Below are 20534 nucleotides of genomic sequence, written 5' to 3' on the forward strand. Positions count from 1 at the left end.
TATTACTTAAAATTCATTTCTGGTAATTTCGTCATTAACATTATTAACTCTTTTAACTTAGCACGATGATCTTTATGTGTTTTATTTAAAATGTTCCTGGCTATTTTTTGCGACTTCTCATTGAGAACATGACCGGTTATACGCATAGCAATTATATCAATTGTTTCTTCTAAAAATTCGCGATTGCTAATTGTATATGATCTTTGCCATGGTCCAGGGACAAATTTCATAAATTGATTTTGTAGATCGTTACTCAATTTCCAACGTTGCAAAATCATGTTGGAGTCAGTGTAAAATTGCGCATGTTGAGGGTAGCCATCTGGTGTTGCTTTATCAAAAAATGACATGCCGCTGTTTCCCAAATAACGGCTAATAACACCTGAAATTTGCATGTTAGTACAGCGTCCTAAACGAAGAGCGTAATCTTGGGGAGTTGTGAATTTTTTGCAAAGAAGAGCGTCTTCCCAAAACAAAGGGTGCTTACTGAGAAATAGTAATATTTCGCGAAAATCACCGTAACTTTCATGAAAAACTTTTGTTAGATCTTCCACCAATTTTGTAGGTGCTGGAGATGAAACATATTGATCGGCCAGTTTTTGACAAATAAACTTTGCAGTATTTGGATGCGCAGCAAGTAACTCAAATACACGTAAAATTCTATGGATTTTTTCGTTTCCTGTTGCTACAGGAAAATGCACGCCTAGAATCTTTTCTTGTTTACTACTATTAAGCATTTTTACAAAACGTTGTTCACGGTTTATTCCACCACCAGAATCGCTACGTGTAGTAATGGTAGATGTCCATCCTGTCAGTAGTCGCGACAAAGCTGTTACATCTTGCTGTGAATAACCACCGTTTACCCCAAGAGTATGTAATTCCATAATTTCTCGCGCATAATTTTCGTTAATGCGATTGGTAAAGCTACTATCTTGATCTAAGTAGAAAAGCATTGCTGGACTTGTTGCTGAGGTTAATAAAAGATCATGAAAGTGACAAACACCTTCTTTGTTAAACTGTTCGTGCTCTTGCCATTTTTCCATACCTTGTACTTTACGAAGCCATGTTGAAAAATGGTTCTGAGCCCACATGACAAAACGTCCTCGTACAGTGTTTTGCATTAGTAGTAACTGCAAAATTATACGTTGCTGAATTGCATATGAACCTTGACGTGGAAATTGTTCAACGACACGCGAAATGATCATTGAATCTTTCGAGCTTTGTTGGTGGGTAATATTTTGTGTTAACCAAGTATTTTCGCCTAAAACAAGAACTTTACCAAGTTCATCGAGTTCTGGCCCATAAGCAAAACGGTTGAGAAGCGCTACTGCACGGCTATATTTTGTTCCCATTTGTGGTTTTTCGCTTACCACATTAAAGGCAATCTCTTTGCTTTCGCTTACATTACCAGCGCTATCGCTTACTCGTACAAAAAAATAGTGCTTTCCAGTTTTAAGGTGAGTTAAGGGTAAAGGAAAAATGTAGTGACCAGCGCGCCCTAAACGTTGGATGTTCATATTTTTTGTTTGTCCGTTGATATAGATATTAGCTGGACCAACAAGTCCGTCGTCGTATATTTGAGCGATGATGACATCACCACCGTAGACTATTTGGTTTTGCTCAGGGTATAAAACGCGTACACTTGGAGGTGTGGTGTCAGGAGGCATTACTTGTACTAGTATTATGGCATTCACAAATAAATTGCGGTCACCTATTTTTTCTTCGAAAGCATCATTAATGAAAGAAACTTTTATTTGGCCGTTGTCAATTTTTGTTTGACCAATCTCTTTAATGTTCCAAAATTGAGGAACTTCAAATACAGGTAGTTCCTGTTTATCTACAGTTACTTGCAGTTTTGCTTTACCACGAAAATTTTTACCTCGCGCGTCAACGTAGATGCGGAAGTTTCCACGTATATTTTTTGGTAGTTGTAAAGTGCGTGTTTCATTTGTTGCGAAAAACAAAACATCGCTTTTTTTCTGATTATCTTTTGTTAATTTTTTTTGATTATCCCAACGTAAATCTACGCCAGAGAATCGATAAAATTTAGGTAACGGACGGTTTAGTTCTTTGGGATTTATCAATTCTTGTTTCAAACTAGTAAAAACAGGACCGTTACCTATCTGTGCACTTAGATAAACAGTGTTTTTTCCTTTTTGTAAACACTCGCGAAAAATAGGAAAAAAAATATCAAATGTGGTCTGCTCGTAAACAACTTCGTCATTTACATGTAACTTAACTCTAGGAGCTATTGACGAAGATGTAATACAAGTACCATCAACAAAAGTACACCCTGTTGTTTCTTCTCCGTCAAAAAGGCTACGCAAAATTATTTTTATTTCTTCGCGACTTGTTGGTTGAGACATCATCATTGAAGTATCTGCTTGTTCTTCGACGGAGATAAGCTCATATTGATCAAGCATTAAATTGCGATCTTGCCAAGGTGTTGAAAAAAAGTCATTAACAAACAAAACACTGACTATGTTTTTTCCTTTTGTTAAGGAAAACGGCTTGCCAATTACAGTGCGGTGCCAGTTACTGTCGACAATTCGCCCAGATGTAACCGGATTTTGCTTATTGTTGACATGTACGCTTACTCCAGGAAAAGCTCCCCCTGCAAAGTCCCCTTTCGCTCGAAGAATGAGTTGGTAGTTGCCTTGTTTCGCAATATTATATTCAAAACTCCATACAGGAAAAGTGCTTGCTTGAAAAATACAGGTTTTATTACCTGCGTCTGGGTGGAAGACTTTGCGAATTTTGCGATTGCGATTGCGATTAAAACGAGATTTTACATTTACGATATAATCATCTTCACACTCACCTTTTTTAGCTAATACTTTAGAAGTAGAAACAATAACTTGAGAGTGACCAATAATCTTATACCTATGCCATGCTTTTGCAACCAAACTAGCTGTTGTCGGTAATAATTCACTATTGACAGAAAATAAATAGCGTTTGTGGATTGCATCTAAATGCAAAATTTTATAAGCTTCAAATTGATGGTTACCTGATTTTAACTGTATTTTATCAAAGGCCTTGTTATTGTAAGAACTAACATCAACTGCAACAACAAATTTACCGTAGACACTACTTCCGGAGATTGGCGTGATTATTTGTAAATGAGCGCGGTGATTGTCTTTCGCTTTACATTCAACTATTAATTCACTACCGTTTTCTAGGACTAATTTTGCGCTACCTAATTTAATTCCGCGTACGCGAACATAAGCAAGGTTGTGTTTAGCAAGTAAAGTGGGTTGTTCTATAATTTTTACAAATTCAGGTGCTAGACTCTTAACAGTAACTAGAGTGTCTTTTTTGGTAGCAGTTTTTTTAGAAATAACAATCATTCGCGTTTCATTTTCTCTAACTACTGTTGTTGAATAGAGAAACGATAGCTCTTCGCTACAGATGAAAACGCACGACATGAATAGTAATAAAATTTTCACTTTAGTATCCTAAATATGAGAATTTGAAGCATGAATTTCTGCGACTTTATTTAAAATTTTTTGCGCGCATTGTAAGTGACCGTGTACAGCAAATCCATGCGAAGATCCTCGTGGAACTTCTTGTTGGCGAAAACGTTGTGCCGCAGCTTCGCAATGGCGTGCTGCAATTTCTAGTTCATCGGCAATAGCTTCGTATAACATTGCAACTTCTTCAATCGAGATTTCTTCCATTAATTTTTCCTAATTTTTTTCTTGGTGATTTGTGCTCTTTGTTCTACTGACATCTTCTTATCTATCGATCCTTTTGTGAAAAAAGGTACTTTTTTCCACCATAAGCGTAAAGCTTGGTAATGTATTAGCAAAACTACTTTCCAAGTCATATGTGGATATTTGAAAAACATCTTTAAAAGAGAGCCGCTGGCCATCTCGTTTCTTTTCAATGATAAAGCTGTTTTCACAATTGGTTTTTCGTTGGAAAACGAGTGGATACATACTTTGAGGTTTTCATTTGGAGCTTGAAAAAAAAACTGTAATTTTGTATCTGAATCAACAAAAGGAGAAATGTAAAAATCTTTTCTATCGTTGTGACGATAAACGTGACCTTCTTTATTTTTCATTGGTATATGATAATATTTTTGCTCAGAAAAAGTATTGGTAACTTCCGCGACAGTGTGATAAAGATTATTGTTTTTATCATAACAAAAATAAAAACTGACTGGATTAAAAACATGACCTACTATTCGTATATTTGTAAGTAAACATACGCGATGTGCTATCGCAATTTTTTGTTGTTGTAAAAAGCTGCGAAAACGTTCATTTAGTGGTTTGTTTTGTTCTTTATTATGCCATAAATAGTCTTTATCATAAAAGGAAAACAATTGCCATTTGTTTTGTCCCAAGCACCATATATTTTTTGTCAAATTTACAATTTCATCTAAATCGAGGAACATCATATATACGCGGTAAGTAAATTTGTTTTTGATCGATCCTACGCGATTATGAATAACTCTTCCTTCATATATACACGAATTTTGCATTAGCTTTTTCTCGCTAATAACTCAGAAACTTCTACTGCTGAACGCAAACCATCTTCATGAAAACCATAGCCAAAATAGCTTCCGGCAAAAAAAACTTGCCCATTGTTTTGTAGTTCTTGTAGTTTTTTTTGTGCGTTTATCGCTTCCATAGAAAACAAAGGATGTTCGTAAACCGTTTCGTATAAAATTTTCTGTGGATCAATGGGCATAAATTCATTGATTGACACAAAGTAATCGCGAGTAGTTTTTAGATTTTGCAGGTAATTCATATAGTATGTTGTTGTGGTTGTGTGTGTTGAATTTCCTGGGAGTATTTTATAATTCCAAGCACTCCAAATACTGCGTATTGGTGGCATAGTACTAGAGTCGCAGTGTAATATAGCTTTATTTTTTTGATATTTAAAGCATCCGAGAACGTTTTTTTCCTCTTGCGAAGCATCTTTAAGAAGATGTAATGCTTGATCAGCGTGAGTAGCAAGTAGAACCTTATCGAATTTATATTTATGTTCTTTTGTACATACAACCACTCCATTATGATCACGACAAACAGATTTTACAGGGCTATTGCTATGAATTTGTGCAGATATATTTTTGCATATTTGTTTTATGTAAGAAGAAGATCCATTTGCAACAGTGCGCCAAGGATGATGAGTATCTACACCTAAAAGACCATGATTGCGAAAAAACTCAATTAGAGTTCGCGCTGGAAATTCCATCATCTTTTCCATTGAGGTTGACCAAATTGCTGAACTCATTGGAACAATATAATTTTCAATGAAATATTTATTGTATCGACGCTTCTTGAGGTAGGTTCCAAGAGGCATATTGACGTTATTGTTTTGTAAATCACTTACCGATGTTTTAAAAAAGCGCATGATTTGCAGAATAAACCGCCAATACTCGAAACGGAAAGCATTACTTTTTTGCGCGAATATTCCTGGTAAGCCTGCGCCACAAAATTGCAGATTTGTCTTTAGATTATGTAAGCTAAAAGACATGTTGCTTGCTTGTGTTTCTACTTCTAATTCAGAAAAAAGCTTAGTTAAATTGGGATATGTTACTTCGTTGTAGACAATAAATCCAGTATCTATATTATACTCTTTACCATTTTCTTTAATGGTAACAGTGTTTGTATGCCCACCTAAGTAGTTTTCTTTTTCGAATATAGTTATATTGTAGTTATTTCTTAGATAGTATGCGCTGGCAATGCCCGAAATTCCAGAGCCAATGATTGCTAATTTTTGCATATGATAAGACACCTAACGAACTATTTTTCTTGCATAAGTACCGACAAACAAAGTCATTGTAATAATTCCGACTAAAGCTTCAAAAGCGACGACAGTTTTTAACCAACCATAAAAGTCAGGGTGTATATCACCAAAACCCATAGTGGTAAATGCCATGACTGAAAAATATATACATTGGCTCAAAGTTGGACTTTGGCCTTTCATTATTTCGTCACCTTCTAGAATTAATTGTCCAGGGAACATCCAATAAAAAGCTCCAAAGGCTGCGATCATGAGAGCTGCTAGGAAAGTTATTCGAAATGGATGTGTTCCGTAATTACTACCGTAATCAATGAATATTTTTTCTAGGAAATTTTTACCCAAAACGAAAATATTTTTGTCCTTTTTTGCTTTCAAAGAACTTTGACCTCTTTTTGTACGGCGAAACCTCCAGTAAGCCCAGTCTTCTTCGTCGTGCATACCCTGTATAGAGAAGCTTTTCTTCAAAGCTAGGTACTCTTGTGCTGTACGTTCAACGTCCATGGTATTATCAGCCTTTTCGTCTCCGCGTAATTTACCGTCGATTTGTTGTGGAGTTACTGCAATAACATCAGTGACCATATTGTAAAATGATATTTTGCGAAAAGAAGCGTCTGCTAGGTTTATGCGGCGATTGATATTGGCTCCTTTGAGAATAAGTTCTTCTTTTACATTAATTTTTCGTAGATCGAGTTCTAGACTACAAAATGCACCAGAAAAAATCAAATCTTCATCAAACTGGGCGTGGCGAAAACTGATCTGTTCTCCAAAGTAGACATTGTTGAAGTTCGTTTTTTTAGCGAATTTCACCTGTTGGAAAAGTGCTTTTTTGTTAAAGCGAGCATTTGAAAAATCAGCATTGTCTTCAAAAAATGTTGCATTTTGGTTCTCTGGACAATTTGTCATCGCAGTTTCTGTAGCAAAACGTACTGCTCCTTCAAATTCGCTGTTCATGAAATTGACTTCTTGGAAATGGCAACCAACAAAGTACGACTGCTTTAAAAATTGTGTTCCTTCAAAAGAACACGTATTTATAAATTTACAAAAGCGAAAAAATGCTGTTTGATGAAAGATTGTTTTGTCAAAAGCTGCGCGTCGATGAAAAGTACTTCCGTTGAAATTTACTTGTCCTACAAAAGCAGAATTATCTAACTTCAATGTGTGGTTAAAACTACATTTTGAAAAATCTATATAGCTACTTTGTGTTCCCCAAGTAGAGTTTGTAAAAAAAGTTTTGTGAAAAGAAGCTTCGCTAAAATTGACAAGAGCAGATTTTAATTGTGTGTTCTCAAAGTTCACTGCTTTCTTAAAAACAGTTTGCATAAAATTGAGTTGTTGGTCTTCGCCACCAAGATAACTGTTGCGGCAAAAAACATCTTGTTCGAATGTAGTTTCATTAAAGTTTAATGTTCCTTCGCAACTAATGTGGTCTAAAAGAACGGCGCCAATAAAAATGGTATCTTTTGTGTTTATTTGGTTATTGATCGAAGACTTACTTAAGTTGAATTTCTTTTCGAATGTAGTGTTTGCGAGAGAAACTACACCATTGATATTGCACTTATTCATATTAAAAATATGACTATACACACTGCCTTGAGAGGAAAATTCGCCTTCGAAAGTACATTTTAGGAATTCGACTTTCTCTTTAGCAGTTACAGCATTCCATCCTGCACGATCACCAAATGTAGACGCACCGATATGTGCAGTGTCGTGAAAAACAGAGTTTCCTAAGTTCATTTTTTTTGCAAAAATAACGCGACTCCATGAAATTTTTTTGTGGACAGTTATTTTGCGGAACCATGCATGACCATCAAAATTACAAGCGGCTATTCTAAAAATATTCTCAAATTCACTGCCGTTCAAACTTATGTCTTGGTAAAAATGGTTGTATTTCAACAAAAATTCATCTGCGAAATGTGCAGTGCAAGAAAATTCACCTTCAAATTGCCCTTGAATACAACTAAATGTATCTGTAAATTTACAATTTTGAATACGTACATGTTGCTTGAATCTTGTTTGCAAAATTACTTCTTTGTGATCTTGTAAGCTAAGAGCCGTTTTACCAATAGTTGAATTTTGTATAATGACAGTATCTAAACATGTACTACCTGATAAATCGAGGGTTCCTATTTCGCAATTGTCTAATGTAATTTTTGCTATTGTATTGTTGCGTACAATTAGATTGTCAATTTTTGCATTACTAATTACTTCACCAGCAATAATTTTTTGTTGCGCTTCTACATCGTCAATATGGGACATATTGTCGTTGTTTGTACAGCCCCAATCGGTTGTCATAGTAACTCCTTTTGACGGCAAGTCGTCTTGTTAAATGTAAAGTTGTTGTTTCCTCGTCACTATTAAGGGAACGAGAATATTAAAGTGTACTACGTTTAGTTTAAAGTACTATTAGTTAATAAAATCAAAGGTTACAAGCGTATCGAAATCTAATTAGGTAATAATTTTTAATTAGAGTATTAGCTAAAAATTTTAATGGCATTATATTTGCTGCCTAAAACAACACAAACACACAAGGCGTTTTAGGAGTCATAAAATGTTAGATTTAGGTTCTATTCTTAAAAGCGGTAGACTGCGTAAAGGTATGTCTCAAATTACTTTGGCCCGTAAATTAGGTGTCAATTCCTCTAGTATATCACGATGGGAAAAAAATCAACAAATTATTGCTGGAGATACACTAATAGAGGCTGCCAAGATACTCGGAATTATTCAAGAACTTTTTCCTGATTACCAAATGAATACAGCGGATAGTACACTTTTAAAAAATGACAATGTATACAATGTTGTAAAGAATTTAGAGCAAAAAATCACCAACATCGAAAAAAAAATAGCAACAAATGAATCGCGAAAAAAGTCAAAAATTGTAGTTGTAGAAGATAATCACGATGTTCAAATTTCGATACAAGAAGCAATATTTTGCTTACCAACTAGGTATCACATTGTCCACATGTATGAAAAAGAAGAAATTTTTGGCCTTTTAAAAAATTCTTCTGATGTTAGTTTAGTAGTAATAAGTCTTGTCTCTGAAAAAATAAATGGTCGAAAAATTTTTGATTCATTGCAAAAATCTGATTTTACCAAAGTACCTATAGTTTTAATTACTAACCGTGAAATGGATAAGAAAAACTTAAATACCGGTTTAGTCGGTTACGTGAACCAAATATCAAGCTATAGAGCTTTTTTGGATGTTTTTGAAAAAATCGACCTCGCTTGGCCTTTATGTAAAAACAATGAATCTAAAGAGTATGCATCTTATAATTTTTCATAAAACTGCATTCCTAGTTGTTTCAGTTTTTCGATCATGGGCAAATATATACTTGAAAAGATTGGTATTTGCACACCTGTTTGTGAGATTTTGTTTTCTAAAATCAGTTCTGTTGCAATGGCGACAGGAAGAGATACGGTTCTTGCCATAGCGCTATCGTTATTTTGCTCAAAATCTACTAAAGTAATTTCCATATTTTTAATCTCTTGGGGGTATTTGACCTCTATGCTATTATGCAATACAATCATATCTTTCTCTTGCGGTTTGTAGGACATCTTACGCAAAGAAAGTTCTACAATAAAATCAATGGGAGAGATATGCTTGCTTGGGAGTAAAATCTTTTCGTCAAATATTCCAAGCCACTCCAGAGAGCTCATTGCAGATAAATTTGTAATACGATTTTTGATTTCGGAATAAATTTCTGAAGAGTTTTGTTGTCCAAACATTTTGGAAGTAAACATTGCAGCACTCATGTCCGTTGTATCAAAAGTAGGCGCATCGCTTAAAAAACCTAAAAGTAAAAGTGCTTCAACAAATTCACACCACCCTTTATGGCGCAAAGTACAACGCATAATATTTTGAATATCTTTTAGGTTGTATAGCTTTTTGTATTTTAGGGAATCGCGATTTGCGTATGCAAAAAATGGCATTTCTTGGATTGAGATTTGTTTTTTTTGCCTAAAAACATTGATACTATCGAGCATAACTTCTTCACTGTTGTGTAAGAATCGAGCTTCGTTTTTACTCGCGCGCATAACAGCTAGTGGACTCCACGAAAATTTGTAGCCTACTGGGTTATCGTTAGACTCAGGTGCAGGCAGCCCACCGCAATAAGAAAGGAAGGATATGACTTTTCCACCTTGTTGTTGTGCTAAATCAATCATGTATTTGGCAAGTATGTGATCAATTCCAGGATCTAGTCCAATTTCATTTAAAAACAACAAACCTTTATTTTGTGCTTGCTCATTTAGCGATTGCATATCTGGAGTAACGTAGGATGCGGTAATTAAATTTTTTCCGAAATCTAAGCACATACACGCTATTCTATAATGAAGAGTTGCAGGGAGTAAACTAATAACAATATCATGGGACTTTATGCTTTCTTGTAATAAAGATTTATTTTCTATATCTAAAGAAAGTAATTTACCTTGAGGATGCTTTGATATAAAATTTAAATTCTCTGCTATTTCAAGACCTGCAACTGTAACTAAATAATTTGTGTGTCCAAAGAAATAATCTATCATCGGTTTTACAACGCGACCTGCTCCAAGCACTAATATTTGTTTATTCATTCAAAGATCCCTCTAAGTGTTTTTGTAGATATTGATAATTCTCTGTCAACTCACCTTTGTATACAATAGTCGCATTATGCCAAGTAGCAGATAAACCACTACTTGCTAGATTTCCTGCGTAGGAAATATTGCGCAAATCACTAAATAAACCGTAAAGCTCTTCACTAAAACCTTCCGAAGATTCTTGAGGAATTTCTCCTGGCAATTTATCTACGGCAAGCACTGGTAATCCTATGGTTTTCCAACCGTATTCTGCTTTCTTTGAAAACGGATTGTAAGTGTAACAAGGGTTTTCTGAGGAAGTCGATTCAACATTGAATTCGATACTACCATTTATATCGCACGTAATATCAGCGAGAGTTTGAAAACGGGGATTGTCCCGTGCTGTCAGTAAGTTCTTTAAATCCAAAATAGTCAATAAGTGTGGATATTTTGGAGCCCAGTATAAACCATTAACTACTATAGACAAATAAGGAATATACTCTGCAAATATACTGTGATATTGTTGCGGATGTTTAATATACTCTTCTCTTGAAAAAGTATTTTGACTATTGGTAAAAATATTTTCTAATGAAAATGATACTTGGTATACACAGTGATGAGACACATTTTCAGAAATTTTAGATAGATCCTTCGCCATTATAGTTCGCACAGGTAAAAGTGAATAAATTTCTTTTGCTCCTTGAGCGACTCTTCCACTTCCTGTAAAGCCACACACTATAGGAAAAGGCAAACCATGCTCTTTGATTGTCTTGCCAAGATCGCTAATTGCTGTTTTTGCTTGCTCTAGATTTTGATATTTGTTTGCTTGTTGGACTTGTGAAAATGGAGTCTCACATCCTAGTGTTTGCATTCTTTGTCCGTAAATCCATAGGGCATCTATCATGCCTGCATATCCTGCAAATTTTCCAAAAGCAATGAGTCGTTTTCCGCTACTGTCTGTTATTTTTTCATAATCAATAAGTGTCGCTTGCTTTTCCATAATTGTACGTAGCATTGTCATGTTGTTTTTTTGCCCCTTAATCGTATGGGAAAAAAAACAATGAATCTTTCCAGGTAATATCTTGGAACATGGTATCTCTTTGACGCTAAAAACAATGTCTACGTTTGATAAATCTGTTTGTAAATATGCACCTGCCTTTTGGTACTCTTCATCCGGAAAACAGCGTTTTTGTGATGGTTGCACATATACACTTGTTCCAGATTCAACAATGCGTTTTACATATTTAGGCGTTAAAGGTGCGCGAGTATCTAACTCTTCTGCTCGGATGCCAATTATTATGCTCATAAATACTCCTTTTGATGATTGTTTTCAGAACCAGTAACTTTTCACTATTAAACTGTGTAACTTCTGTAAACGTTTATTGGTTCCTCTTTGTCATTGTAGCAAAGATTTTTAATCTTAGAAAAAAAATATTACATAAGCGACAAATATAACATAATACGGAAGTATATAGGGATGCATCGATATTTAAAAGAATAACGAAATAATGCGATTTAGATAAGTGACTTGACAAAAGTAGTTACCCGTTGAATACAGGGCTTTATTTTTATAGCGCGGCGCGACGAAGGCGCGCAGCCGTAGCTGCGTAACAGAGGAGCAACAAAGCTAGAAAAATTAAAGAACAAAATGCCAATGGGTAAATACTTTTGGCAGGTCACTTAGTTAAACATAAGTTTCGATCTGGCCGAGGTTAGGAAGAACATCGTTTAGCTCTGTTTTTGGTTCGATTTTGTTGTTTTAGGCTACTTGAATTGAGTATCGTAGTAAATGTCGATATACCTAGGCAATGGTATTTTGACATTGACAAAATTGTAAATGAATAAAGTTGGTTTTAAGGCGTTCTAGATTATCGTGTGTTTTGTGATGAATATGCAGAAAATGAGGTTGTTTACTAGTAATTATTATTTTAACATTTGCTAACAAATATTAAAAAGGTTAAAATAGGAGTGAAAAAGGGGGTAAAAAATGCAGTGGGTACCAAGTCGAGTAGCTTGCGAAATATTAGGAGTGCACGCAAATACTTTAAGAAACTGGGACAAAAAAGGACTTATCAAAACAATACGCACAAAATCAAACCAACGAAGATACAATTTGGAAAGTATATTAGGTAATAAAAAGCCAAAGAAAAAAGTGTGTTATTGTCGCGTATCGAGCAGTAAGCAAAAAGACGACTTGGAAAGACAAAAGGAGTTTATGAAGGAAAAGTATCCAAATCATGAAATCATCACCGACATTGGGTCAGGGCTCAACTTCAAACGAAAAGGGCTGCTCAAAGTACTGGAACAAGGACTTAGAGGAGAAATCGAAGAAGTACTTTGTACCCACAGAGACAGACTTAGTAGATTTGGATATCGACTTATCCAGTGGATTATGGAAATCGGTGGTGGGCGAGTCGTGGTTCTCGAAGAAGATAAAAGTAGTGCACAACAAAAGCTCACAGAAGATCTTATGTCGATCATACACGTATTCTCGTGTAAACTTCACGGAATGCAAAGGTATAGCAGTAAAAAGAAGCAGGAAAATAAGATTCTATCCAAACAAAAAACAGCGGCAACTTCTACGTAACTGGTTTGGTTGCGCTCGGTTTGTTTACAACAAAACGATTCACTATCTAAAACAGCCAAATACAACTGCAAGCTGGATGAAAATCAAGAAACAAATACTTGATGATCTACCTGAGTGGTCAAAAGAAACTCCTTTTCAAATCAATTGCTATTAAAGATGCGTGCAAAGCTGTACAAAATGCCAAAAAGAAGTTCGCAAAAACTGGTAAAGTGCAGGAAGTGAAATTCAAAAGTCGCAAAAAACGCGATGAGTGCATCTACATTCCAAAAAGTGCTGTAAAGCAAGATTCCTTTTATAAACGCAAAATGGGAAAATTGTTACTTCGCGAAGTTGTTGGTAAAGCTTATTTTGATTGCCGCGTTGTTTTCCAACAAGGACGTTTTTTTCTTGTTAAGCCTGAAGGCAAACCTGTCATGAAACCTGAAAACCAAAGGAGTGACATCGTTGCCTTAGATCCAGGAGTTCGATCTTTTCAAACTTTTTACACCAAACACAGTTGTGGCAAAGTCGGCTGTGGTGATTTTGGTCGTATTGTGCGACTATGTCATCATCTCGATCAACTTACCAGTCGCATATCGAAAGCAAAATCACGACGTAAAAAGCGTATGAAAAAAGCCGCTGATCGCATGCGATGGAAAATCAAAGATCTCATCAGCGAAATCCATCACAAAACTGCCAATTTCTTGTGCAAACATTTTGAAATTATTATTATACCACCTTTTGAAACCAGCCAAATGGTGCTACGTTCAAAGCGAAAAATACGCTCAAAAACAGTCAGAGCAATGCTCAACTGGTCGCACTTCAAGTTCAAAAATACTTTGAAGTCTAAAGCTGAGCTCTTGTCTTCTATTGTTATCGAACAAAACGAAGCATATACCTCCAAAACTTGTAGCTCTTGTGGCTATGTTAAAGAAAATATCGGTGGACACAAGTTTTTTAATTGCTCTTCTTGTAAGAAGCGTATTAATCGCGATTTTAATGGAGCGCGTGGAATCTTTCTACGTGCATTGGGAGATAACCCCTGGCTGCATTCTTTGTAGCTTGCATTTGTTAGCATTTGTTAACAAAAATTTATCGGATATAAAGATGTGCAAAGAAAGGGCGTTAATTAAATTTAAATGAACAGCAAATTTGCTGTTCATTTAAGTTTAATGGATATCTGAACTATGTAAGCAGGTGTTGAACCGCTTCTTTTTCTTCACTTAGTTCTTTTATTGTTGCTGCCATTTTTTCTTGAGCAAATTCGTTGTGATTAACTCCTTGCACAATTTCCCACTCTTCGCCATTAGAGCGAATAGGATAGCCAAACATCAGTCCTTCTGGAACTCCATAACTTCCATCAGAACAAACGGCCACAGAGAAGTGTTTACCTTCAGGAGTTGGTGTGACTAAGTTACGTACTGTATCTACAGCAGCATTTGCTGCTGAAGCAGCAGAAGAAAGGCCTCTAGCTTTTATGATTGCTGCTCCGCGTTGTTGAACAGTCTTAATAAAATCACCTTTTAACCAATCTTGGTCACTGATTGTATCTGTGACTGGCTTTCCGCCAATAGTTGCATTGAAAAAATCAGGGTATTGAGTGGAGGAGTGGTTTCCCCATATGGTTAAGTTAGCAACGTCTGTATTGTGTGTATTTGATTTTTGTGCTAATTGTGTTACTGCGCGATTTTGATCGAGCATTGTCATTGCAAAAAAGTTTCTTGGGGGAATATTAGGAGCTATACTTTTTGCGATATACGCATTAGTGTTGCACGGGTTTCCTACAACTAAAACTTTGCAAGTACTTTTTGCGTTGTTATTTAATGCTTTGCCTTGGGCAGTAAAAATGTTAGCATTTTTTGCCAATAAGTCTTTTCTTTCCATACCTGCTTTACGAGGGAAAGCTCCAATAAGAAGTGCCCAATCAATGTCCTTAAACGCTACATTGGCATCAGAAGTTGTGGTAATTGATTGTAATAGTGGAAAAGCACAATCATCCAACTCCATTTTAACACCTTCTAAAGCTGGTAAAGCAACTTCTAGCTCTAATAAATTTAAGTGCACTTCTGTATCAGGGCCAAACATTTGTCCAGAAGCTATACGAAATAGAATTGCATAACCGATCTGCCCGGCTGCACCAGTGATTGCTACACGTACTGACTTTGTCGACATAAGAAATCCTTTATAAGAAACCTATAAAATTTGACACTCAGAATATCATCGAAAGAAATTAAGGTGTGTCCTATTTGGAAAATTTGAGAAATATGAATAGGAACACGCCCTATCTTACACTTTCAATAAATATTGTAAAGCTTAATTAGGCCACTCAGTAAAAATATTCGCATCAGATTACCGCGTTTATTGTAACATGGTTATTTCTTGTCGTAGTTTCTCGTTTTATATAGAATGGGAATTTATATCTATCTATTTATACCTTAAAAGTGTGAGGCAAAAAATGCTTTTTAACTCAACGATCTTTATTCTTTTTGCTGTTGTCTTTTTTTTAGTTTGGTATTTCGCAAAGCGTTTATCCTTGAACGTTCGTTGGGGCACAATCATTTTATTTTCTCTCATTTTTTACGGATGGTGGGATTGGCGGTTTATCTTTCTAATCATTTTTAGTGGGCTTATCGATTTTTTTGTTGCTTTATCAATGCATAGAAGCGGCAAACACCGCAAACTATTTCTGTGGATTTCTCTTACTGGTAACATAAGCTCACTCTTACTATTTAAATATAGTGAGTTTATTGCTCAAAATATAGATAGCTTTCTAGAGGTTTTATCTATTTCGTGGCAAATAACTCCACACATACCGGAATTTACTTTAATTTTGCCTGTAGGAATTAGCTTTTATACTTTTCAATCCTTGAGCTACACACTCGATGTCTACAAAAAAGAGTTAGAACCAACAACTAATATTCTACATTTCTTTGCTTATTTATGTATGTTCCCACAATTGGTAGCAGGCCCTATTGTTAGAGCAAAAGATTTACTCCCACAATTGAAAAATGACTGCTATACTTCAGAGCCGGAGCGGTGGATGGGTTTTCGTCTGATTGTTTATGGCCTATTCAAAAAAGTAGTTGTTGCTGATAATTTAGCCCCTGTTGTGGATAAGTCGTTTAATTATCCTATTGATAGCGGTGTGTATTGGTGGGTTGTCATTACGATGTTTGCTGTACAAATTTACTGTGACTTTAGTGGTTATAGTGATATTGCTTGTGGACTTGCGCGGTGGATGGGGTACCGCTTTTGTGACAACTTCAATAATCCATATATTGCAACTAGCATCCAGGATTTTTGGGCGCGTTGGCACATTTCTTTGTCTACGTGGTTCCGCGATTATGTTTATATACCTTTAGGAGGTTCGCGTTGCAAAAAATGGATTGTTTGGCGCAATATCTTTTATACTATGTTACTTTCGGGCTTATGGCATGGTGCTTCGTGGAATTTTTTAGCTTGGGGCGGAGTACACGCGGCTTTTCTTTGTATAGAAAGACAATTAGGTTATCATAAGTATTTACTAAAATATTGCTTCGGTCGCTTGTTCTGCTGGTTTATACTTATTGTGCAAGTGTGGGTTGGTTGGGTGTTCTTTCGTGCAGCAGACTTTGCACAAGCACTAGATATTCTAACACTCATGTTTGACTTTACCTCTTTTTTAACACCCGCGGTGCCGTTTTTATATAGTCGGCAAATGTTTATTTTGTATATGATGATGTTTCTAGGGATGATGTACTTTTTCTCTTTAGACCAAAAATGGCGCAAATATACCCACTACGAATCTTTATTTTTGGCTATACTCATTGTTATTATTATATTTTTTCGTGGTACAGGAGCAGCTTTTATTTACTTTCAATTTTAGGATACAGATATGCGTAGAGAGAGAATAATACATTCTGTTTTAATCACTACTATTCTAGTTGTGGGTTTTATTATGCTTCGCATACATTATGATACATCCCTTTTAAAAAACTCCAAGAAAAATAAATATTGGGTTAACAAAACTTTTTCAACAAAGACTTACAATTTTGTAGCGATGGGGGATTCGCGTTGTGTGTATGGCCTTTCTCCGCAAAAAATACAAGAAATACTTCCTGGGCGTCAGTGTTTTAATATGGGGTATCTTGGGTGTGGATTTTATGAACCTCTTTTGAAAATGGGGCTTGCGCGTTGCAAAAATGAGCCAGGAACAATTATTCTACTAGCAATAACTCCTCGATCTTTATCTGATTATCAATCTTCGATAGATTGTACTAAACTCAAACAAATTTTGGCTATATCATTCGAGCAAAGATTATGGACGCAATATTTTCCCTACACTCGTGCGCTCTTTAATAACTTTAGGGTTAGTAATCTAACGGCTTTTCCGAAAAATACTCGTTTCGAATTTCACCTAAACGGATGGATTGCGGCGCATACTAAAAATAAATATGAAAATCAAAGTGATAAACGTTATTTACAAATTTTTCAGCATTCTCGTTCTCGACAAGGAGTAGAAGTTCTTTCCTTTGTTAAGAAGGCTGCCAAAAAGAAATTTATGGTTATAGGCTTTTTTCCTCCGATATCGGAAAGTTTACAAGTTATAGAAAATGAAAAAAGTGGTTTCCTTCGAAAAACATTTATTGATATGTTTACAAAAAATGGAGGGTTCTGGCTAAATTTTTTAGATAAATATGAAACTTTTGATGGTAGTCACTTACACGCAAAGTCAGCACAAAGATTTTCTACAGATCTTGCGCTCAAAATAAAAAATGAAATACTTGTATATTAACTTAAGTTGCAAACCAGTTTTGGTGACGAGCATATGAACCCGCAAACCGAAAAAATAACGACGTTTGCTTGCAATATAACTCCGATGATCTTGTGTATTGTATATTTTGCAACGACTAATGCGAATATTGTCACAGACCGGAATAGGGAAACTATCTATGATATAATCTCACAGATTGTTTCGCTTACTAATTTCAGCAAACAAATGAAAAAGAGAAAGCCATACACTTTCACCAATAGCACGTATGCGGCGATTGAAACGACTTTTACTTAGCATTTTTTTGATGTAGTCATGTTCAGATAAAAAATTTCGTCCTTTTTCAAAGTTGCCAGAAAAGTAGAGCATAGAAACTAATGCTGTTGTCATAATTTCTGAATTAGTCATTTTAACTTGAGGATCTTCTACAATCTTGAGTGTTTGTGTTATCTCATCACATATACAGAAAACAATTATAATTTCTTTTTCATGACTTTCTCCTTCTTGTTTTTCCTACTTTAAGAGAAGAGTCGTTATAACAGTATAAAAAAACGATGTGTGCAATTCGATTTTTGAGGTTCGTGGTCGTGGATCGATATTCCATGTGCGAAAATTAGACTATTAACTTTGAAAGCATACAAATTATTCTATAGAGTAGTTTTTTCTTTTGAGTCTATTATTTGGGCTATCTTAGCAACATCGAATACTGCACTACATTCATTTGCTGATGCTCTTGCTATAGAGAAAAACCTTGCTTTCTCTTTTTTGCTAAATTTGGCATTGCCTTCTGCTATATTAAGAGGGACTCAAGGCGATGCTCTTTTTAGCTGATCCTTTAAATAGCTGTAAACCTGATGGCATTTTCTCCATCACATTAAATGTTTCTTTTGTATATTCTAGTGATATACATCTAATTTTTCATGATTAAAATTCATTGCATTACCCTTACTTCGTGCCATGTGCCACGACTGCGTCTCACGAGATTCGAACCGCGTACATCGAATTTGTAAGAGTAATTATACCAGACTGTACGATAACTTTTATAGGTCGCAACTTGGGTTATATTATAAAAATTACAATAAACAAAACTAATGTTAGGCACATGTTTTGAACAAGGATTTTAGATATGTGTAAAGAAAGAATAATACACACAATTTTATTTGCCACTGCTTTACTTACGATATTTATTATATTTCGTATACAATATGATGTTTATTTCTTAGAAAACGCCGAAGAAAATAAATACTGGGTACGCAAAACTTTTTCAACAAAAACGTACAATTTTGTGGCGTTAGGAGATTCGCGCTGTCAATACGATGTTTGCCCGCAGAAAATAGAAGAAGTACTTTCTGAGTATCAGTGTTTTAATATGGGATATGAAGGTTGCGGATTTTATAAGTCGCTTTTAAAAATAGGATTAGCGCGTTGTAAAAGTGAACCAGGGACAATTATTTTACTAGCAATAACTCCTCGATCTTTATCTGATGAGAAAGAAGTGATGGATGGTACTAAAATCAAACAAATTTTAACCATGTCTATTGAACAAAAACTGTGGATAGAGTATTTCCCTTATAGTTATGCGCTTTTTGATCGTTTTTCTATTAAGAATATAAAAGCTTCAAATAAAGGTATTCGACTGAAAAATCATTTTAATGGATGGACCGCGGTCTATCCTACAAAGATAAATGAAAGCCGGAGCGATGGAAGCTATTCGCGAATTTTTCGACACTCTAATTCGCGTCAAGGGATAGAATTACTATCTTTTGTTAAGAAGGTAACAGAAAAAAAATTTATAGTTATAGGCTTTTTTCCACCGATATCGAAAAGTTTACTTGTTATAGAAAACGAAAAAAGTGGTTTCTATAGAAAAAAATTTATCAGTGCATTTATACAACATGGAGGGTTTTGGCTAAATTTTTCAAATAAATATGAAACCTTTGATGGTAGTCACTTACACGCAAAATCGGCGGAAAAATTTTCTACAGATCTTGCGTTGAAAATAAAAAATGAAATTCTAAAAGAATAGACATGTAAACTTCTGTTACACCACTAATTTCGCTTTTGTAATCCAATAAATTTGATCATTAATTTATCTAAAAGGCGTGTTGGCATAAGCCTTGGTATAATCCAACCAGTAATTGGACGATCAGGAAGTGGGTAACGAGGTTTTGGTTTTCTTTTTCTAAGAATCTTTGCCACTAATTGACTAACATATTTAGGATCTATGGCATTTTCTACCATTTTGTTAACAAAGCCTTGAAATATTTCGAGACTTTCGGCATAGTCGGTTTTTTTATAGGCACTAAGGTCGTAACTGCTCGATTTTTCCCAAATGGGGGTTTTTATAACACCAGGTTCAATAATTACGACGTCTATTCCGTAAATATTTAATTCAACTCTTAGAACATCAGACATACACTCTAAGGCGTGTTTAGAAGCATTGTAAGCACCAATAAATGGGTTAAACATTTTTCCACCAACAGAACTTATATTGATAATTTTTCCAGGAGGATATTTTTGCGGAAACTTAGCGCCTAATAGTGGTAAGAAAGCTTGTGTTACATCTAAAACGCCAAAAACATTTACTGCAAATTGTTCTCTAAATTGATTTACAGGAATATGCATTAGAGGGCCAGGAACAGCGATTCCTGCATTGTTGACTAAACAAAAAAGTTCAGATGTTATTTCTTGTACTTTTTTAACAGCTTTATTAATATCGTCGCGGTTTGTTACATCAAAAACGAGTGGAGTAAAACGTTCGCTAAATTCTGTAGTCAGTTTTTGGGCATCTTGCTCATTTCTTACACTACCAAAAACAAAATAACCTTCTTTAAGAAGATGAACACATATATCTTTACCTATTCCTGTAGATGCACCTGTTACAACAATGTATTTCAATGTTCTCTCCTATTTGAAAGT

18 protein-coding genes are annotated in these 20534 nt (G+C 35.2%); 7 read left to right on the forward strand and 11 right to left on the reverse strand.

Annotation, left to right across the window (positions count from 1 at the left end; genetic code table 11):
- Positions 1 to 2: 2 nt before the first annotated feature.
- The 5 genes from UABHE_RS14730 to UABHE_RS14750 are packed head-to-tail and all read right to left on the reverse strand — an operon-like array spanning position 3 to position 8040.
- The gene (locus UABHE_RS14730) at positions 3 to 3443 is read right to left on the reverse strand and encodes a DUF1800 family protein (RefSeq protein ID WP_372371098.1); all 3441 of its coding nucleotides are present in this window, start codon (positions 3441 to 3443) and stop codon (positions 3 to 5) included.
- 9 nt (positions 3444 to 3452) lie between these two features.
- Positions 3453 to 3674 carry a hypothetical protein gene (locus tag UABHE_RS14735; protein WP_372371099.1) on the reverse strand — a complete coding sequence of 74 codons (222 nt, stop codon included), beginning with the start codon at positions 3672 to 3674 and terminating at the stop codon, positions 3453 to 3455.
- The gene (locus UABHE_RS14740) at positions 3674 to 4480 is read right to left on the reverse strand and encodes a DUF1365 domain-containing protein (RefSeq protein ID WP_372371100.1); all 807 of its coding nucleotides are present in this window, start codon (positions 4478 to 4480) and stop codon (positions 3674 to 3676) included. Before UABHE_RS14740 ends, UABHE_RS14735 begins: the two co-directional genes overlap by 1 nt.
- On the reverse strand, positions 4480 to 5727 hold the full coding sequence (locus UABHE_RS14745) for an NAD(P)/FAD-dependent oxidoreductase (protein WP_372371101.1): 1248 nt from the start codon (positions 5725 to 5727) through the stop codon (positions 4480 to 4482). Before UABHE_RS14745 ends, UABHE_RS14740 begins: the two co-directional genes overlap by 1 nt.
- Positions 5728 to 5739: 12 nt before the next feature.
- Positions 5740 to 8040 (reverse strand): pentapeptide repeat-containing protein, encoded by a 2301-nt coding sequence (locus tag UABHE_RS14750; protein WP_372371102.1) that lies wholly within the window; start codon positions 8038 to 8040, stop codon positions 5740 to 5742.
- Positions 8041 to 8296: 256 nt separating this feature from the next.
- Here UABHE_RS14750 and UABHE_RS14755 point away from each other — a divergent pair, with 256 nt between their 5' ends.
- Positions 8297 to 9028: a helix-turn-helix domain-containing protein gene (locus UABHE_RS14755; RefSeq protein ID WP_372371103.1), complete on the forward strand. Its 732-nt coding sequence runs from the start codon at positions 8297 to 8299 to the stop codon at positions 9026 to 9028.
- Here the strand turns inward: UABHE_RS14755 and UABHE_RS14760 are convergent.
- Together UABHE_RS14760 and UABHE_RS14765 are read right to left on the reverse strand one after the other, a co-directional pair.
- The gene (locus UABHE_RS14760) at positions 9013 to 10317 is read right to left on the reverse strand and encodes a saccharopine dehydrogenase C-terminal domain-containing protein (RefSeq protein ID WP_372371104.1); all 1305 of its coding nucleotides are present in this window, start codon (positions 10315 to 10317) and stop codon (positions 9013 to 9015) included. The genes UABHE_RS14755 and UABHE_RS14760 overlap by 16 nt on opposite strands.
- Positions 10310 to 11605 carry a hypothetical protein gene (locus tag UABHE_RS14765; protein ID WP_372371105.1) on the reverse strand — a complete coding sequence of 432 codons (1296 nt, stop codon included), beginning with the start codon at positions 11603 to 11605 and terminating at the stop codon, positions 10310 to 10312. The genes UABHE_RS14760 and UABHE_RS14765 overlap by 8 nt, the downstream gene beginning before the upstream one ends.
- A gap of 681 nt (positions 11606 to 12286) precedes the next feature.
- Here UABHE_RS14765 and UABHE_RS14770 point away from each other — a divergent pair.
- The 3 genes from UABHE_RS14770 to UABHE_RS14780 are packed head-to-tail and all read left to right on the forward strand — an operon-like array spanning position 12287 to position 13926.
- On the forward strand, positions 12287 to 12886 hold the full coding sequence (locus tag UABHE_RS14770; RefSeq protein ID WP_372371106.1) for an IS607 family transposase: 600 nt from the start codon (positions 12287 to 12289) through the stop codon (positions 12884 to 12886).
- Positions 12843 to 13040 (forward strand): helix-turn-helix domain-containing protein, encoded by a 198-nt coding sequence (locus tag UABHE_RS14775; RefSeq protein WP_372371616.1) that lies wholly within the window; start codon positions 12843 to 12845, stop codon positions 13038 to 13040. Before UABHE_RS14770 ends, UABHE_RS14775 begins: the two co-directional genes overlap by 44 nt.
- Positions 12988 to 13926, forward strand: a complete 939-nt coding sequence (locus tag UABHE_RS14780) for an RNA-guided endonuclease TnpB family protein (protein ID WP_372371617.1) — start codon at positions 12988 to 12990, stop codon at positions 13924 to 13926. The genes UABHE_RS14775 and UABHE_RS14780 overlap by 53 nt, the downstream gene beginning before the upstream one ends.
- Before the next feature lie 124 nt (positions 13927 to 14050).
- On the opposite strand, the gene UABHE_RS14785 is transcribed toward UABHE_RS14780, so the two are convergent.
- Positions 14051 to 15037, reverse strand: a complete 987-nt coding sequence (locus UABHE_RS14785; protein WP_372371107.1) for a malate dehydrogenase — start codon at positions 15035 to 15037, stop codon at positions 14051 to 14053.
- Between the two features lie 283 nt (positions 15038 to 15320).
- On the opposite strand from UABHE_RS14785, the gene UABHE_RS14790 reads away from it, so the two are divergent.
- Together UABHE_RS14790 and UABHE_RS14795 are read left to right on the forward strand one after the other, a co-directional pair.
- On the forward strand, positions 15321 to 16730 hold the full coding sequence (locus UABHE_RS14790) for an MBOAT family protein (RefSeq protein WP_372371108.1): 1410 nt from the start codon (positions 15321 to 15323) through the stop codon (positions 16728 to 16730).
- A 9-nt stretch (positions 16731 to 16739) separates the two neighbouring features.
- A complete protein-coding gene (locus UABHE_RS14795; protein ID WP_372371109.1) occupies positions 16740 to 17639 on the forward strand; it encodes a hypothetical protein in 900 nt (299 codons plus the stop codon).
- A 168-nt stretch (positions 17640 to 17807) separates the two neighbouring features.
- Here UABHE_RS14795 and UABHE_RS14800 read toward each other — a convergent pair whose 3' ends face one another.
- Together UABHE_RS14800 and UABHE_RS14805 are read right to left on the reverse strand one after the other, a co-directional pair.
- Positions 17808 to 18023, reverse strand: a complete 216-nt coding sequence (locus UABHE_RS14800) for a hypothetical protein (protein WP_372371110.1) — start codon at positions 18021 to 18023, stop codon at positions 17808 to 17810.
- A gap of 239 nt (positions 18024 to 18262) precedes the next feature.
- On the reverse strand, positions 18263 to 18409 hold the full coding sequence (locus tag UABHE_RS14805; RefSeq protein ID WP_372371594.1) for a four helix bundle protein: 147 nt from the start codon (positions 18407 to 18409) through the stop codon (positions 18263 to 18265).
- A gap of 332 nt (positions 18410 to 18741) precedes the next feature.
- Between UABHE_RS14805 and UABHE_RS14810 the strand changes: the two genes are divergently transcribed.
- Entirely contained in the window at positions 18742 to 19641 is a 900-nt protein-coding gene (locus UABHE_RS14810) for a hypothetical protein (RefSeq protein ID WP_372371111.1), read from the forward strand.
- 23 nt (positions 19642 to 19664) lie between these two features.
- Here the strand turns inward: UABHE_RS14810 and UABHE_RS14815 are convergent, their stop codons facing one another.
- Positions 19665 to 20513 (reverse strand): SDR family oxidoreductase, encoded by an 849-nt coding sequence (locus UABHE_RS14815; RefSeq protein WP_372371112.1) that lies wholly within the window; start codon positions 20511 to 20513, stop codon positions 19665 to 19667.
- Positions 20514 to 20534 lie beyond the last annotated feature (21 nt).

This window comes from Candidatus Uabimicrobium helgolandensis (genome assembly GCF_041508025.1).
GTDB lineage: Bacteria > Planctomycetota > Uabimicrobiia > Uabimicrobiales > Uabimicrobiaceae > Uabimicrobium > Uabimicrobium helgolandensis.

Bases quoted from the DNA above. Each gene is read 5' to 3' on its own strand.
- UABHE_RS14750 (WP_372371102.1), bottom strand. From the start codon at position 8,040: ATGACAACCGATTGGGGCTGTACAAACAACGACAATATGTCCCATATT.
- UABHE_RS14790 (WP_372371108.1), top strand. From the start codon at position 15,321: ATGCTTTTTAACTCAACGATCTTTATTCTTTTTGCTGTTGTCTTTTTT.
- UABHE_RS14800 (WP_372371110.1), bottom strand. From the start codon at position 18,023: ATGACTAATTCAGAAATTATGACAACAGCATTAGTTTCTATGCTCTAC.
- UABHE_RS14745 (WP_372371101.1), bottom strand. From the start codon at position 5,727: ATGCAAAAATTAGCAATCATTGGCTCTGGAATTTCGGGCATTGCCAGC.
- UABHE_RS14765 (WP_372371105.1), bottom strand. From the start codon at position 11,605: ATGAGCATAATAATTGGCATCCGAGCAGAAGAGTTAGATACTCGCGCA.
- UABHE_RS14810 (WP_372371111.1), top strand. From the start codon at position 18,742: ATGTGTAAAGAAAGAATAATACACACAATTTTATTTGCCACTGCTTTA.
- UABHE_RS14770 (WP_372371106.1), top strand. From the start codon at position 12,287: ATGCAGTGGGTACCAAGTCGAGTAGCTTGCGAAATATTAGGAGTGCAC.
- UABHE_RS14755 (WP_372371103.1), top strand. From the start codon at position 8,297: ATGTTAGATTTAGGTTCTATTCTTAAAAGCGGTAGACTGCGTAAAGGT.
- UABHE_RS14785 (WP_372371107.1), bottom strand. From the start codon at position 15,037: ATGTCGACAAAGTCAGTACGTGTAGCAATCACTGGTGCAGCCGGGCAG.
- UABHE_RS14740 (WP_372371100.1), bottom strand. From the start codon at position 4,480: ATGCAAAATTCGTGTATATATGAAGGAAGAGTTATTCATAATCGCGTA.
- UABHE_RS14760 (WP_372371104.1), bottom strand. From the start codon at position 10,317: ATGAATAAACAAATATTAGTGCTTGGAGCAGGTCGCGTTGTAAAACCG.
- UABHE_RS14795 (WP_372371109.1), top strand. From the start codon at position 16,740: ATGCGTAGAGAGAGAATAATACATTCTGTTTTAATCACTACTATTCTA.
- UABHE_RS14735 (WP_372371099.1), bottom strand. From the start codon at position 3,674: ATGGAAGAAATCTCGATTGAAGAAGTTGCAATGTTATACGAAGCTATT.
- UABHE_RS14780 (WP_372371617.1), top strand. From the start codon at position 12,988: ATGATCTACCTGAGTGGTCAAAAGAAACTCCTTTTCAAATCAATTGCT.